The 14,595-nt window shown below is 57.5% G+C and carries 8 protein-coding genes, 3 tRNA genes and 3 rRNA genes; 2 read left to right on the top strand and 12 right to left on the bottom strand.

The features are described 5' to 3' along the window. Nucleotides 1–7 precede the first annotated feature (7 nt). The 8 genes from H147_RS0111980 to msrP form a co-directional block, all read right to left on the bottom strand. A tRNA-Met gene (locus tag H147_RS0111980) sits at nucleotides 8–84 on the bottom strand. Nucleotides 85–167: 83 nt separating this feature from the next. Beyond that, a 5S ribosomal RNA gene (gene rrf / locus H147_RS0111975) occupies nucleotides 168–282 on the bottom strand. Between the two features lie 226 nt (nucleotides 283–508). Continuing rightward, nucleotides 509–3,342: ribosomal RNA gene (locus tag H147_RS0111970) — 23S ribosomal RNA — on the bottom strand. A 348-nt stretch (nucleotides 3,343–3,690) separates the two neighbouring features. After that, nucleotides 3,691–3,767, bottom strand: a tRNA-Ile gene (locus H147_RS0111965). Nucleotides 3,768–3,850: 83 nt separating this feature from the next. Continuing rightward, a tRNA-Ala gene (locus H147_RS0111960) sits at nucleotides 3,851–3,926 on the bottom strand. A gap of 204 nt (nucleotides 3,927–4,130) precedes the next feature. Then, nucleotides 4,131–5,593: ribosomal RNA gene (locus tag H147_RS0111955) — 16S ribosomal RNA — on the bottom strand. Together the 16S, 23S and 5S rRNA genes with 3 tRNA genes alongside form the textbook arrangement of a ribosomal RNA operon. A 687-nt stretch (nucleotides 5,594–6,280) precedes the next feature. Further along, a complete protein-coding gene (gene msrQ / locus H147_RS0111950) occupies nucleotides 6,281–6,898 on the bottom strand; it encodes a protein-methionine-sulfoxide reductase heme-binding subunit MsrQ (protein ID WP_019955609.1) in 618 nt (205 codons plus the stop codon). A 26-nt stretch (nucleotides 6,899–6,924) separates the two neighbouring features. Further along, entirely contained in the window at nucleotides 6,925–7,827 is a 903-nt protein-coding gene (msrP, locus tag H147_RS0111945) for a protein-methionine-sulfoxide reductase catalytic subunit MsrP (RefSeq protein WP_019955608.1), read from the bottom strand. A 278-nt stretch (nucleotides 7,828–8,105) separates the two neighbouring features. Here msrP and H147_RS0111940 point away from each other — a divergent pair, with 278 nt between their 5' ends. After that, nucleotides 8,106–8,576 (top strand): fasciclin domain-containing protein, encoded by a 471-nt coding sequence (locus H147_RS0111940; protein WP_019955607.1) that lies wholly within the window; start codon nucleotides 8,106–8,108, stop codon nucleotides 8,574–8,576. A 63-nt stretch (nucleotides 8,577–8,639) separates the two neighbouring features. On the opposite strand, the gene clpB is transcribed toward H147_RS0111940, so the two are convergent. Then, complete coding sequence (gene clpB / locus H147_RS0111935; protein WP_019955606.1) at nucleotides 8,640–11,252, bottom strand: ATP-dependent chaperone ClpB; 2,613 nt, start codon at nucleotides 11,250–11,252, stop codon at nucleotides 8,640–8,642. A gap of 151 nt (nucleotides 11,253–11,403) precedes the next feature. On the opposite strand from clpB, the gene pyrF reads away from it, so the two are divergent. Continuing rightward, entirely contained in the window at nucleotides 11,404–12,105 is a 702-nt protein-coding gene (pyrF, locus tag H147_RS0111930; protein ID WP_019955605.1) for an orotidine-5'-phosphate decarboxylase, read from the top strand. Here the strand turns inward: pyrF and H147_RS0111925 are convergent. The 3 genes from H147_RS0111925 to H147_RS0111915 are packed head-to-tail and all read right to left on the bottom strand — an operon-like array spanning nucleotide 12,102 to nucleotide 14,551. Further along, complete coding sequence (locus tag H147_RS0111925; RefSeq protein ID WP_019955604.1) at nucleotides 12,102–12,374, bottom strand: NfeD family protein; 273 nt, start codon at nucleotides 12,372–12,374, stop codon at nucleotides 12,102–12,104. The two genes, pyrF and H147_RS0111925, sit on opposite strands and share 4 nt — an antisense overlap. Nucleotide 12,375: 1 nt before the next feature. Next, a complete protein-coding gene (locus H147_RS0111920) occupies nucleotides 12,376–13,266 on the bottom strand; it encodes an SPFH domain-containing protein (RefSeq protein ID WP_019955603.1) in 891 nt (296 codons plus the stop codon). Nucleotides 13,267–13,309: 43 nt separating this feature from the next. Continuing rightward, on the bottom strand, nucleotides 13,310–14,551 hold the full coding sequence (locus H147_RS0111915) for a D-amino acid dehydrogenase (RefSeq protein WP_019955602.1): 1,242 nt from the start codon (nucleotides 14,549–14,551) through the stop codon (nucleotides 13,310–13,312). Between the last annotated feature and the right edge of the window lie 44 nt (nucleotides 14,552–14,595).

Raw genomic sequence — 14,595 nt, 5'->3', positions numbered from 1 at the left:
TGTTTTTTGGTTGCGGGAGTAGGATTTGAACCTACGACCTTCAGGTTATGAGCCTGACGAGCTACCGGGCTGCTCCATCCCGCGCCATTGTGGCGCACCTAATTATGGTTAGGTGCATCGTAAGAGAGATACGCTTGCTGTGAGGCAAGCTTTGCGATGTTTATTAGGTTTGGCAGTGACTTACTCTCCCACGTCTTAAGACGCAGTACCATCAGCGCTGCGGCACTTAACGGCCGAGTTCGGGATGGGATCGGGTGTTTTGCTCGCGCTATGACCACCAAACCAAAAAAACAACGCCAGATCAAAGCGACCCGGTTTCGATCTGGGTGAGCAAGGCACGTTTGCGTAGCAAATGTGCAGCTCACTCAGTTGCTGTGAGGCACCTCTTTCCAATGGTGTTGGTTAAGGTGCCCCGAGCTACCGGGCGTTCTGTTTGTTCCAAGTCTTATACGACTGTTGGTGTTTGTGTATGTATCCTGATTTTTCGCCAGTCTTACTATTACTGGATCAAATCAAGCCTATCGGGCAATTAGTACCAGTCAACTGAACGCGTTGCCGCGCTTACATCTCTGGCCTATCGACGAGGTGGTCTACCTCGGCCCTCAGGGATACCTTGTTTTGAAGGGGGCTTCCCGCTTAGATGCCTTCAGCGGTTATCCTGTCCGATCATAGCTACCCTGCACTGCCGTTGGCACGACAACAGGTCCACCAGTGGATCGTTCACCCCGGTCCTCTCGTACTAGGGGCAACTCTTCTCAAGTATCCTACACCCACGGAAGATAGGGACCGAACTGTCTCACGACGTTCTAAACCCAGCTCACGTACCTCTTTAAACGGCGAACAGCCGTACCCTTGGGACCTGCTCCAGCCCCAGGATGAGATGAGCCGACATCGAGGTGCCAAACGGTGCCGTCGATATGGACTCTTGGGCACCATCAGCCTGTTATCCCCAGCGTACCTTTTATCCGTTGAGCGATGGCCCTTCCACTCGGGACCACCGGATCACTATGGCCGTCTTTCGACTCTGCTCGACTTGTCAGTCTCGCAGTCAGGCTGGCTTCTGCCATTGCACTCAACGAGCGATTTCCGACCGCTCTGAGCCAACCTTCGCGCGCCTCCGTTACAATTTGGGAGGCGACCGCCCCAGTCAAACTACCCACCACGCAGGGTCCCGGACCCGGATAACGGGCCGCGGTTAGACATCAAGCAAGATAAGGGTGGTATCTCAAGGGAGGCTCCACAGGAACTGGCGTCCCTGCTTCAAAGCCTACCACCTATCCTGCACATATCGTGCCTGATGCCAATGCGAAGCTATAGTAAAGGTGCATGGGGTCTTTCCGTCTAACCGCGGGTATCCTGCATCTTGACAGGAAATTCAATTTCGCTGAGTCCACATTTGAGACAGCGGGGAAGTCGTTACGCCATTCGTGCAGGTCGGAACTTACCCGACAAGGAATTTCGCTACCTTAGGACCGTTATAGTTACGGCCGCCGTTTACCTGGGCTTCAATTCGGAGCTTGCACTCCTCCTTTTAACCTTCAGGCACCGGGCAGGCGTCAGACCCTATACGTCGTCTTACGACTTCGCAGAGCCCTGTGTTTTTAGTAAACAGTCGCCACCCCCTGGTTTGTGCCCCCGCCCAAAACTTGCGTTCTGAACGGGCCTCCTTCTCGCGAACTTACGGAGGTATTTTGCCGAGTTCCTTAAATGTGGTTCTCTCAAGCGCCTTGGTATTCTCTACCAGTCCACCTGTGTCGGTTTAGGGTACGATCTAGCGGAGGGCTATTTCCAGGAACCTCTAAACGGCCTCCCCAATCCGATAAGGGGAAACAATCTTCGAGATCCGTCACATCCTCCTGGCCCAGGAATATTAACCTGGTTCCCATCGACTACGCCTTTCGGCCTCGCCTTAGGGGTCGGCTTACCCTGCTCAGATTAGCTTTAAGCAGGAACCCTTGGACTTTCGGCGAGGGAGTCTCTCACTCCCTTTGTCGCTACTCATGTCATCATTCTCACTAGTGATCTCTCCACCGGATCCCTCACAGGCCGGCTTCACAGAAAGCTCCCTGCGTCCAATATACCCCGAAGGGCATTAAAGACGCTTGGAACTATGTCACACTACGCTCTGCTACCATGCAATAAATTGCATCCCAGACTTCGGCTCATGGCTTGAGCCCCGTTACATCTTCGCCGCAGGACAACTTATTTAGACCAGTGAGCTGTTACGCTATCTTTAAAGGATGGCTGCTTCTAAGCCAACCTCCTGGTTGTTTTGGTCGTCCCACTTGCTTTCCCACTTAGCCATGAATTAGGGGCCTTAGTCGTAGGTTAGGGTTGTTTCCCTCTTCACAACGGACGTTAGCACCCGCTGTGTGTCTGCCGGATATTACTCCTCGGTATTCGGAGTTTGGTTAGGATCAGTAAGACGGTGAGTCCCCATTACCCATCCAGTGCTCTACCCCCGAGGGTATTCGTCCGACGCTCTACCTAAATAGATTTCGCAGAGAACCAGCTATCTCCGAGTTTGATTGGCCTTTCACCCCTAGGCACACCTCATCCCGACCTTTTTCAACAGGTGTGGGTTCGGACCTCCAGTTAGTGTTACCTAACCTTCATCCTGGACATGCCTAGATCACTCGGTTTCGGGTCTAATGCATCTAACTCAATCGCCCTATTCAGACTCGCTTTCGCTGCGCCTACACCTAACGGCTTAAGCTTGCTAGATACACTAAGTCGATGACCCATTATACAAAAGGTACGCTGTCAGGTCTCAAGGACCCTCCAACTGATTGTAGGCGTTCGGTTTCAGGTACTGTTTCACTCCCCTCGTCGGGGTGCTTTTCACCTTTCCCTCACGGTACTGGTTCGCTATCGGTCAGTAAGGAGTACTTAGCCTTCGAAGGTGGTCCTCCGATGTTCAGACAGAATTTCACGTGTTCCGCCCTACTTAATACGTCCAATCATGCTTCTTATACGGGACTGTCACCCACTCTGGTTGTGCTTTCCAACACATTCTAATCACATTCATGGCTCGGCTGGTCCCCGTTCGCTCGCCGCTACTAGGGGAGTATCTGTTGATTTCCTTTCCTCCGGGTACTTAGATGTTTCAGTTCCCCGGGTTTGCTTTTGTAAACCTATGTATTCAGTCTACAAATACCTGGTTTTGCTCATTATTAGCTGCTCCGAAGAGCAATAATAACAAACAATCAGGTGGGTTGCCCCATTCGGAAATCCATGGATCAAAGCTTATTCTCAGCTCCCCATGGCTTATCGCAGAGTATCACGTCCTTCATCGCCTCTTACTGCCAAGGCATCCACCAAACGCCCTTTTCGCGCTTGATTTGATCCAGAAAAAGCAAGGCTTCTTCTGTGGGCCCTCCCTTTTGTATCAAAAGGGCCCTTAATCAAAATGCATACATTGCAACGCCAGCCGCTGGTTCAGCAACTGGCATCGTTCGAGCAACATTACTGTTGCTCCGGTTAGTGTACTTGACTTGGAACAAAATAGATTTTCGAGGCGTCAAAGGTTCCATGCGGAACCTCAGCCTGTCTGGCCACCCCTCACGCGGGGCGCCTCTATTCTGATGTTGTATCTCTCTATACGATGTCAAATGACCCGAAGGCCAAGTCGTCCAGTTGGACGGCAAAACAGCCAAGGCTGCTTTACGGTCAAACTGTCATGCAAGTTGTTGGTGGGTCGAGGAGGACTTGAACCTCCGACCTCACGCTTATCAGGCGTGCGCTCTAACCACCTGAGCTACCGACCCAACGAGGTTGAAGTCAGAGACTTCAGTGGTGGAGCGTGTCGCGCCGAAGGCGCGCTGCCTAAGGTGACGATATGCTCCAGAAATGGTGGAGCGTATCGGGATCGAACCGATGACCCCCTGCTTGCAAAGCAGGTGCTCTCCCAGCTGAGCTAACGCCCCAAACGGTGCGTTTCGCCGACTGAGCGAAACTGCAAACTGAAGAGATATGAGGACGGCCTGGCTCCAGGTCACTGCAAGGAAAAGCAGTGCCTGTTATGCCGGCTTTGTTTGCCGACTGCTAAGTGTTTCACGATTTTCCATGCGCTGACGCTTCGCTACTTGAGCGCGTTGGTCTCGCATAAATCATACTAGAAACATCCTTAGAAAGGAGGTGATCCAGCCGCAGGTTCCCCTACGGCTACCTTGTTACGACTTCACCCCAGTCGCTGAGCTCACCGTGGTCCGCTGCCCCCATTGCTGGTTGGCGCACGGCCTTCGGGTAAACCCAACTCCCATGGTGTGACGGGCGGTGTGTACAAGGCCCGGGAACGTATTCACCGCGTCATGCTGTTACGCGATTACTAGCGATTCCGACTTCATGGGGTCGAGTTGCAGACCCCAATCCGAACTGAGACATCTTTTGGAGATTAACCCATTGTAGATGCCATTGTAGCACGTGTGTAGCCCAACCCGTAAGGGCCATGAGGACTTGACGTCATCCACACCTTCCTCCCGCTTATCACGGGCAGTTTCTCTAGAGTGCCCAACTGAATGATGGCAACTAAAGATGTGGGTTGCGCTCGTTGCCGGACTTAACCGAACATCTCACGACACGAGCTGACGACAGCCATGCAGCACCTGTCACTCTGTCTCTTACGAGAAAACCTGGTCTCCCAGGCGGTCAGAGGATGTCAAGGGTTGGTAAGGTTCTGCGCGTTGCTTCGAATTAAACCACATGCTCCACCGCTTGTGCGGGCCCCCGTCAATTCCTTTGAGTTTTAATCTTGCGACCGTACTCCCCAGGCGGAATGCTTAATCCGTTAGGTGTGACACCGAAGGGCAAGCCCCCCGACGTCTGGCATTCATCGTTTACGGTGTGGACTACCAGGGTATCTAATCCTGTTTGCTCCCCACACTTTCGCACCTCAGCGTCAGTATCGAGCCAGTGAGCCGCCTTCGCCACTGGTGTTCCTCCAAATATCTACGAATTTCACCTCTACACTTGGAATTCCACTCACCTCTCTCGAACTCTAGACTGGGAGTTTACAAGGCAGTTCCAGGGTTGAGCCCTGGGATTTCACCCCATACTTTCCAATCCGCCTACGTGCGCTTTACGCCCAGTAATTCCGAACAACGCTAACCCCCTCCGTATTACCGCGGCTGCTGGCACGGAGTTAGCCGGGGTTTCTTTACCAGATACTGTCATTATCATCTCTGGCGAAAGAGCTTTACGACCCTAAGGCCTTCGTCACTCACGCGGCATGGCTAGATCAGGCTTGCGCCCATTGTCTAAGATTCCCCACTGCTGCCTCCCGTAGGAGTCTGGGCCGTGTCTCAGTCCCAGTGTTGCTGATCATCCTCTCAAACCAGCTACTGATCGTAGACTTGGTAGGCCATTACCCCACCAACTATCTAATCAGACGCGGGCTAATCCTTCACCGATAAATCTTTCCCCCAAAGGGCGTATACGGTATTACTCCCAGTTTCCCGAGGCTATTCCGTAGTGAAGGGCATATTCCCACGCGTTACTAACCCGTCCGCCGCTAGACCCGAAGGTCTCGCTCGACTTGCATGTGTTAGGCCTGCCGCCAGCGTTCGTTCTGAGCCAGGATCAAACTCTCAAGTTGAAAGCACATCGCTGCGCTATCCTTGACGTTCGAACCTCTGCACATCACCATATGGCCTTACTGAAACCATATGGCGTTTCTCTGTTCTCGTGCTTCAGTAACCAAAGTTACCAGAAGCCGCCAAACAGTGAAGCTGACACCACATCATCGGACCGAAATCCTAGTGGCGTTGATATACAGACGTCTGATCCATCGAACTGAACCAAACCGCCCACATATCTCTTCAGATATATCAATTTCAAACAGCGTAGAGACAAAAAGAAACAAGTGCGCCCTAAACTTCCGGCGCGCCCGCCCTTCAACCTCAGATTTTCTTCTTAACGCCTCCGAACCTTCCAGATCGTTTCCGACCCGTCCAACCCGTCTAGCGCCCCGCCAGTGCATCGCTGCGCCGCCGGTGAGGGGGGTTCTACGGTTACTCACCACAAGCCGCAAGTGGTTTTTTCAGGAAAGATGCATTTTTTATGACAACCCCGAATTTTTCCGCTTTTTGAAGGGTTTAGGGTAACTTCCGTTCGCGGACCCTAGGGCCGTTTGCAATTTTGTTAGGCGGAATGAAAACGGAACATACCAGATTTTGGGTTATCCTCAGACTTACCCACAAGTGTCCCGCCTGAACGGTCCTGCCGCCGCCACTTTTGTCCGCGACTCGCGCGGATTCGGATACCCGATACGGGTGAATCGGCTTCAGGCGGTCTGTTTGCGCCAGACGACATGCTTGTAGCGCAGCGCCACCAGCCCGATGCTGAGCGCCAGATAGATCAGAGGTTCGATCTGGAATCCGCGCGACAGCCACAGGTAATGCAATGCACCAAGGATGACGGCGACATAGGACAGCTTGTGCAACTGCCGCCAAGCGGCTGCCCCCATCTTGCGGATCGACAGGTTGTTCGAAGTCACCGCCAAGGGGATCAGCAAAAGGAAGGCCAGCATCCCGACCGTCACATAGGGCCGCTTGACCGTTTCGGTCCAGACGCGGCCAAGGCTTTGGACATCCAGCACCGCAAAGACCAAAAAATGCGCCACCACGAAGAAGAAGGCACAGAGCCCGATCGCGCGACGGAACTTGATCAGGTTCACGCCAGTCCATTGCCGCAGCGGCGTAACCAGCAGACCCGCCACCAGCAGGATCAGCGCGATTTCACCATAGGTGCGTTCCAGCACGTTGATCGGCTCGACCAGATAGGGGCCCTGCTGATTCAGCGCGCGCCAGAACTCCCACGCGGTATAGGCAGCCGCTATTATATAAAGAGGCCATGCCGGAACCTTGCGCAAAGCGCCGTTGATCGTTGCCGAGACTGTCATGGCTTGTCCTATCAGGTCCGCAGGCGTCAGATGAACACCGACAGGTCCATACCTTCGTACAAGGGTGCGACCTCGGGGTAGCCGTTGAACATCAGCGTGTCCTGCCGCGCAGCAAAGAGGCCACCGCCGATGCGCCGTTCGCTTGCCTGGCTCCAGCGGGGGTGATCCACGTTCGGGTTCACATTGCTATAGAACCCATATTCGCGCGGGTTGGCGATGTTCCAGCTGATCGGCGGCTCCTGATCGGTCAGGGTGATCCGCACGATCGACTTGATCGACTTGAACCCGTATTTCCACGGCACCACCAGCCGGATCGGCGCGCCGTTCTGGTTGGCGATGGGTTCGCCATAGATGCCTGTGGCCATGATGGTCAGCGGATGCATCGCTTCGTCGATGCGCAGACCTTCGACATAGGGGAAGTCCAGCACGCGACGCTGCACACCGATCATGTTTTCGGGCTGCACGACGGTTTCGAACGCGACATAACGTGCGCCCGATTGAACGCCGACCTTGTTCAGGATGTCAGCCAGTTCGATCCCGTTCCACGGAATGACCATCGACCACGCCTCGACACAACGGAACCGGTAGATGCGGTCTTCGACGGTCAGCCCGGCCAGCAGGTCGCCCAGCGCGTAATTGCCGGGGCGGTCAACCATGCCGTCGACGGTGATCGACCATGGCGCTGTCACCAGCTGATGCGCGTTTGCGGCAGGATCACCCTTGCCGGTGCCGAATTCATAAAAGTTGTTATAGCTGCGGATTTCCTCGAGAGTGTTGGGTTCCAGACCAGCCTGCGCATCAGCCGCGCGCGGGGCCAGACCGATGGCGCCCAGCCCTGCGGTGCCCGCAAGGATCTGGCGGCGGTTGAGGTAAGCCGATTTTGGGGTGACATCTGCAGGTGTCAGATTGTTCTTCCAGCGATAGGCCATTGTCAGTCTCCGTTTCGGGTCGGTTACCTATATATACGACATAATCATGAAATGGTTTCTCACGATGCTGCCAGAGGCTGAAATGTTCCAGTTTTGCACGGTATTTTCACGAGTTTTCACAGCACAGTGATTTGAAATCGCAAATTGCGACGGCTTAGCCCGCAACGAAATTCCGTCAAGTCGCATGGGCGGGATTCCCCTCTGATCCAGACGCAAGGCACTGCGTAAAAAGCCCGATGCCAGCGACAAGGCATTCTCAAAATATAGAGGAATTTACCATGCTACGCAGAACTTTCATCGCACTTGCAACAACCTCCGCACTGTCGACCGCAGCTTTCGCGCAAGAGGCGGACATCGTTGATACCGCTATTGCCGCAGGCAACTTCACCACGCTGGTCGCCGCAGTCGAGGCTGCTGGTCTGGTCGAGACGCTGAAGGGCGAAGGCCCGTTCACCGTGTTTGCGCCAACTGACGAAGCCTTTGCAGCCCTGCCGGAAGGCACTGTCGAAGGTCTTTTGGCCGATCCCGAAGCACTGGCCGCAATCCTGACCTACCACGTCGTGTCGGGTGCCGTGATGTCGACCGACCTGTCGGATGGCATGACCGCGACCACTGTGAACGGCGCTGACATCACGATCGGCACCGAAGGCGGCGTGACCGTCAACGACGCAAATGTCGTGACGGCTGACATCGTCGCATCGAACGGCGTGATCCACGTCATCGACGCAGTGATCCTGCCACCAATGTAAGACCTGTCCTCTCCCTGGAACGGAAAAGCCCCGGTCAGTGACCGGGGCTTTTTTGTGCGGGGCTCAGTGCAGCGGCAGGTTGGGTGGCGCGACCCTGCTGCTTGTCGCGACCCTGTCACCGACGATCAGCCCGTCCGCCCCGGCCGTGACCTTGATCACATCGCCGTCCATCACGTCGCCGCCAAGGATCATCTCGGCCAGCTGGTCCTGCAAGGCGCGCTGGATCACCCGTTTCAGCGGACGCGCCCCGAACACCGGATCATAGCCTTCGTCGGCCAGCCAGCGCAGCGCGGCCTCATCCAGATCGAGGCTGATGTTCCGCCCGGCAAGCCGTTTGGCCAGCAATCCCAGCTGGATCGTGACGATCCCCGCCATATCGTCCCGCGCCAGACGGTCAAAGATGATGGTTTCATCCAGCCGGTTCAGGAATTCCGGCCGGAAATGGGCGCGTACGGCGTCCATCACATCGCGCTTGGCGGCGCTGGCGTCCACCCCGTCGGGCAATTGGCTGAGCGCTTGTGCGCCAAGGTTCGACGTCAGGATGATCAGCGTTTGCTTGAAATCCACATGCCGCCCCTGGCCGTCGGTCAGCACCCCGTCATCCAGCACCTGCAACAGCACGTTGAACACATCGGGATGCGCCTTTTCGACCTCGTCGAACAGGATCACCTGATAGGGGCGCCGGCGCACGGCTTCGGTCAGCACGCCACCTTCGTCGTAACCGACATAGCCCGGCGGCGCGCCGATCAGACGCGACACGGCGTGCTTTTCCATGAATTCGGACATGTCGATCCGCACCATCGCGCTGTCATCGTCGAACAGATATTCGGCGACGGCCTTGGTCAGCTCGGTTTTACCCACGCCCGTTGGCCCCAGAAACAGGAACGACCCGAGCGGGCGGTTTTCGTCATTCAACCCCGCACGCGCGCGGCGCACGGCATTGGCCACGGCGCGCACGGCGGATTTCTGGCCGATGACGCGCTTGCCCAGCTCTTCTTCCATGCGCAAGAGCTTGTCCCGTTCGCCTTCCAGCATCTTGGACATCGGGATGCCGGTCCAGCGTTCCACGACTTCGGCGATCTGTTCGGGGCGCACGGCCTCTTCGACCATCAGGTCGTCGTTGGCTTCGACCTCGGCCAGTTGCCGTTCCAGCTGCGGGATCACGCCATAAGACAGCTCGCCCGCTTTCGCGAGATTGCCTTCGCGCTTGGCGATATCAAGGTCGGCGCGCGCACGGTCCAGACGTTCCTTGACCCCGCGCGTATCTTCCAGCTTGTCGCGCTCAGACTGCCATTTGACGGTCATTTCGGACGCGCGATCCTGCACATCGGCAAGTTCCCGTTCCAGCTTTTCCAGCCGGTCCTTGGACGCCTTGTCGTCTTCTTTCTTCAGCGCCTCGGCCTCGATCTGCAATTGCAGGATCTGCCGGTCAAGCGCGTCGAGTTCTTCGGGCTTGCTGTCCACTTCCATGCGCAAACGGCTGGCGGCTTCGTCCATCAGGTCGATGGCCTTGTCCGGCAGGAAACGGTCGGTGATATAGCGGTGCGACAGCGTGGCGGCGGCGACCAAGGCGCTATCCGAAATCCGCACACCGTGGTGCAGTTCGTATTTTTCCTTGATCCCGCGCAGGATGCTGATCGTGTCCACGACGGTCGGTTCTTCCACCATCAAAGGCTGGAAACGGCGGGCAAGGGCTGCGTCTTTTTCCACATATTTACGGTATTCATCCAGCGTGGTCGCGCCGATACAATGCAATTCGCCCCGTGCCAGAGCCGGTTTGATGAGGTTAGCGGCATCCATCGCGCCGTCAGCCTTGCCCGCGCCGACCAGCGTGTGCATCTCGTCGATGAACAGGATGATCTCACCGGCGGCGGATTCGATTTCCTTCAGGACAGCTTTCAGCCGTTCCTCGAATTCGCCACGATATTTCGCGCCGGCGATCAACGCCCCCATGTCCAGCGCCATCAGGCGTTTGTTGCGCAAGGATTCCGGAACATCGCCGTTCACGATGCGCAGGGCCAGACCTTCGGCAATGGCGGTTTTCCCGACACCGGGTTCACCGATCAGCACGGGGTTGTTCTTGGTCCGGCGTGACAGCACCTGCATGGCGCGGCGGATTTCCTCGTCGCGGCCGATGATGGGGTCGATCTTGCCTTGCTCGGCGGCTTCGGTCAGGTCGCGGGCGTATTTTTTCAGCGCGTCGAAACTGTCCTCGGCGCTGGCGCTGTCGGCGGTGCGGCCCTTGCGAATATCATTGATGGCGGCATTCAAGGCCTGCGCGGTGACGCCACCGGCATCAAGCGCATCTTTGGCGTTGGATTTCACCAAGGCAAGCGCGGTCAGCAGGCGTTCAACGGGGACGAAACTGTCGCCCGCTTTCTTGGCGATCTTCTCGGCCTCGTCGACGACCTTGGCGGTCAGGTTATCAAGGTAAACCTGTGCCGCATCGCCCGACACCTTGGGCATCTTGGCAAGGCTCGCGTTGACCCCTGCCAGCACATCAGCAGGGCGGCCACCGGCACGGGTGATCAGGTTGGCGACAAGGCCTTCCTCATCGTCCAGCAAGGCTTTCAGCAAATGCTCAGGCGTAAGCCGCTGATGGCTTTCGCGCATTGCGATCGTCTGTGCGGACTGGATAAAGCCGCGCGACCGCTCGGTGAACTTGTCCAAGTTCATGGGTCTCTCCTTTATAAAGCGCCCGGTGGCAGGCATGCCCGACATTGCGGCACATGCCCAATTGGGCCTCGTGATATAGGTGGGTGGGCGGGACTGATTGCGCAAGACCTGCCCAGAGGCTAGACCGCATGAAACCGCGAAAGGACCCGCCATGCCCGATGACCGCCTGATCGTTGCCCTTGATGTACCCAACGTCGTGGCGGGGCTGGAGCTTGCCGCACGGCTGGGCGATACCGTGTCTTTCTACAAGATCGGGCTAGGGATGCTGACGGGCGGCGGTCTGGCACTGGCCAACGAGCTCAAGCAGGAACAGGGCAAGCGCATCTTTCTGGACATGAAACTTTTTGACATCGGCGCCACGGTCGAGGCGGCAGTGCGCGGCATTGCGCAATTCGATCTGGATTTCCTGACCGTGCACGGCGATCCCCATGTGGTGCGCGCAGCGCGGCAGGGGGCGGCAGGCTCGGAGATGAAGATCCTTGCCGTAACGATCCTGACCTCGCTCGACCGCGACGATCTGGATGCGTCCTGCATCAAGGCGGGCGATGTGGCGGGTCTCGTGCAGGAACGCGCAGGGCTGGCGTTTCTCGCAGGGGCCGATGGCGTCATCGCGTCACCGCAAGAGGCGGCAATGATCCGCGCCCTGCCCGAAGCCGCAGGCAAGCTGATCGTCACGCCCGGCGTGCGCCCCGAAGGGGCCGCCTTGGGCGACCAGAAACGGGTGATGACCCCGGCGCGCGCCATTGCAAACGGGGCCGATCATGTCGTCGTCGGTCGCCCGATCTGGCAGGCGGATGACCCGCGCGCGGCAGCCATTGCGATTCTTGCCGACATGCAGCCTGCGCGGCATTAGTCGTTGATGTCGGTTTCCCAGACCTTGACCTGTCCTTTGCGGATACCGAAAAACCGACGCATTCCGATGTAGGACAACAGCGAGAGAACCGCGAAGATCACGAGCGTCAGCGCAAGGCCCGTCGCCGATACGCCCAACAGGATCAGCAGCCCCATCAGCCCCGCGCCAATGGCGAAGCCCAGAAAGATATAGCCGGGGACAAGGACCTCCAGCGTGGCAAGGATCAATGCCCCCGACATCCAGACCCACCATTCCGTCCAAAGCAGCATCTCAGCGCCCTTTCAGCATCTTGAACGCATCGGCGAAGGCATCCAGCGCGTTGGCCGGCAGCACGACTGTCTGGTTGCCCTGGCCCGCGCCCATTTTCGAGATTGCCTCGACCTGTTTCAGCGCGACCTGATATTGCGCCGCCTCAAGCCCGTTTTCTGCGATCGCACCGGCCACGACCTGCGTGGCATAGGCTTCCGCATCAGCCAGCACGCGGCGCGCCTTGGCTTCCTGTTCGGCGGCGTAAAGATCGGCGTCGGCCTGCAATTCGACGGCGCGTTTCTTGCCCTCGGCCTCGGTCACCTGCGCGCGGCGAGCGCGTTCGGCGTTCAACTGCTGCAGCATGGCCGCGCGCGTCGCCTGATCGAGATTCACGTCAAGGATTTCGGCGCGCGTCACCTCGATCCCCCAGTCGTCGACCTGCTGGGACACCTGTTCGCGCACAGCCTCGATCAACCGGCTGCGGTTGGCCTGCACCTGATCCAGTTCCATGCGCCCGATTTCGGACCGCACGATCCCCGCCACGGTCGTGGCGATCGCGGCATCGACGTCGCGGATGCGATAGACGGTCTTTTCCGGTTCGATGATCCGGTAGAACACCGATGTTTCGACCTGCACCAGCACGTTGTCCGACGTGATCGCATCCTGCGTCATGGGGGGCAATTGCCGCTCGAGGATCGAGACCTGATGGCGCACGCGGTCCAGAAACGGCACGATGAAATTGATCCCGGGGCCAAGCACCGATTGCAGACGGCCAAGGCGCTCCACCACGTATTTTTCAGATTGCGGCACGATCCGGACGCCCGCCATGATGCAGACGACGATAAAGACCGCCAGTACAAGGTAAAGTACGTTCTGGCCGAAAAACTCGGCCAGAAATTGATCTATCGGCATTTACCTATCCCTCACATTTTCTTGAGCGACAGTTAGGCACATATCAGGCCGATTTCAATTCAAACTGCGCCATGCTGTTGCTTTTGAAACGGGCTGCGACAGTTGCGCCGATAGCGTCGGCGGTAGCCGGGCTCAGCGTCCAGCCCAGATGACCGTGGCCGGTGTTGTAGAACACGCGGTCGTTGCGGCCCGGCCCCACGCGCGGCATCATATTTGGCATCATCGGACGCAGGCCCGCCCAAGGCACGCAATTCTCGGTGGACACCTCGGGGAAATGCGTTTCGCACCACTGGATCAGCGGGCGCACGCGGCGTTCCAGAATATCGCGGTTCTCGCCGTTGAATTCCGCTGTGCCCGCAATGCGCAGGCGCGTCTTGCCCAACCGCGAGGTGACGATCTTGGCCTTGTCGTCCAGCAGCGACGTCGTCGGTGCCGCTGCCTGACTGGCCGCATCGTTCAGATTGACGGTGATCGAATAGCCCTTCACGGGGTATACATTGACACGATCCCCCAACATCGCCGCAAATTTGCGGCTGGCGACACCGGCGGAAATGACGATCCCGTCAAAGCGGGTCTCATCCCCGCTTTCGACATAAACGCCGTCGGGGCGCACATGCAGGTCCGTCACTGGCGCGCCCAGGCGGAAGGTGACACCCTGTTTTTGCAGCCAGTCGGCCAGACCGACGGTGAATTTGTGGATATCGCCGGTGCTGTCGCTTTCGGTCCAGAAACCGCCGATGATATTGCCGCGCAGGGTAGGCTCGCGCGCCAGTACCTCCGCCACCGTCAGCTCGCGGCGGTCGAGGCCACCTTCGCGCAGCAATCCGTTGACCATGCGGGCATGGCGCAGGTCGTGTTCGGTCTTGTAGAAATGCAGAATGCCCGCTGGGCTGAAATCGAAATCCACACCGGATTTGTCAGCCATCTCTGCCAACCCCGCCCGCGCGGCGACGGCCAGCCGCGCCGTCTTGACGGTATTGGACTTGTAGTTCGGGATATTGCCCAGAAATTCCATCATCCAGCTGACCTTGTGCCAGCCCGGACGCGGGTTCACGAACAGGGGCGCATCGCCCTGCAACATCCATTTGATCCCTTTCAGCACAGTAGACCATTGATTCCAGACCTCGGCGTTGGAGGCGCTGAGCTGACCGCCATTGGCGAAACTGGTTTCCATCCCAGCGTAACGCTGGCGGTCATAGACCGTCACGTCGAACCCGCGGATCATCAGGGAATAGGCAGTGGTGACGCCGGTAATTCCGGCACCGATAACAGCAATCGAAGGCATGGCATTTCTCCGCCATTGGCGCTTGCGCGCGTTCGCCCCCGCCG

The organism is Yoonia vestfoldensis DSM 16212 (genome assembly GCF_000382265.1).
In the GTDB taxonomy this organism is placed as follows: Bacteria; Pseudomonadota; Alphaproteobacteria; order Rhodobacterales; family Rhodobacteraceae; genus Yoonia; species Yoonia vestfoldensis.
Note: the sequence above shows the minus strand (reverse complement) of the source record. Positions and strands in the feature narration are given on the sequence as shown.

What these genes read in the sequence shown, in the direction of transcription:
- H147_RS0111920 (WP_019955603.1), bottom strand. Translation starts at nt 13,266, where the DNA reads ATGCCGATAGATCAATTTCTGGCCGAGTTTTTCGGCCAGAACGTACTT.
- H147_RS0111915 (WP_019955602.1), bottom strand. Translation starts at nt 14,551, where the DNA reads ATGCCTTCGATTGCTGTTATCGGTGCCGGAATTACCGGCGTCACCACT.
- msrQ (WP_019955609.1), bottom strand. Translation starts at nt 6,898, where the DNA reads ATGACAGTCTCGGCAACGATCAACGGCGCTTTGCGCAAGGTTCCGGCA.
- pyrF (WP_019955605.1), top strand. Translation starts at nt 11,404, where the DNA reads ATGCCCGATGACCGCCTGATCGTTGCCCTTGATGTACCCAACGTCGTG.
- msrP (WP_019955608.1), bottom strand. Translation starts at nt 7,827, where the DNA reads ATGGCCTATCGCTGGAAGAACAATCTGACACCTGCAGATGTCACCCCA.
- H147_RS0111925 (WP_019955604.1), bottom strand. Translation starts at nt 12,374, where the DNA reads ATGCTGCTTTGGACGGAATGGTGGGTCTGGATGTCGGGGGCATTGATC.
- H147_RS0111940 (WP_019955607.1), top strand. Translation starts at nt 8,106, where the DNA reads ATGCTACGCAGAACTTTCATCGCACTTGCAACAACCTCCGCACTGTCG.
- clpB (WP_019955606.1), bottom strand. Translation starts at nt 11,252, where the DNA reads ATGAACTTGGACAAGTTCACCGAGCGGTCGCGCGGCTTTATCCAGTCC.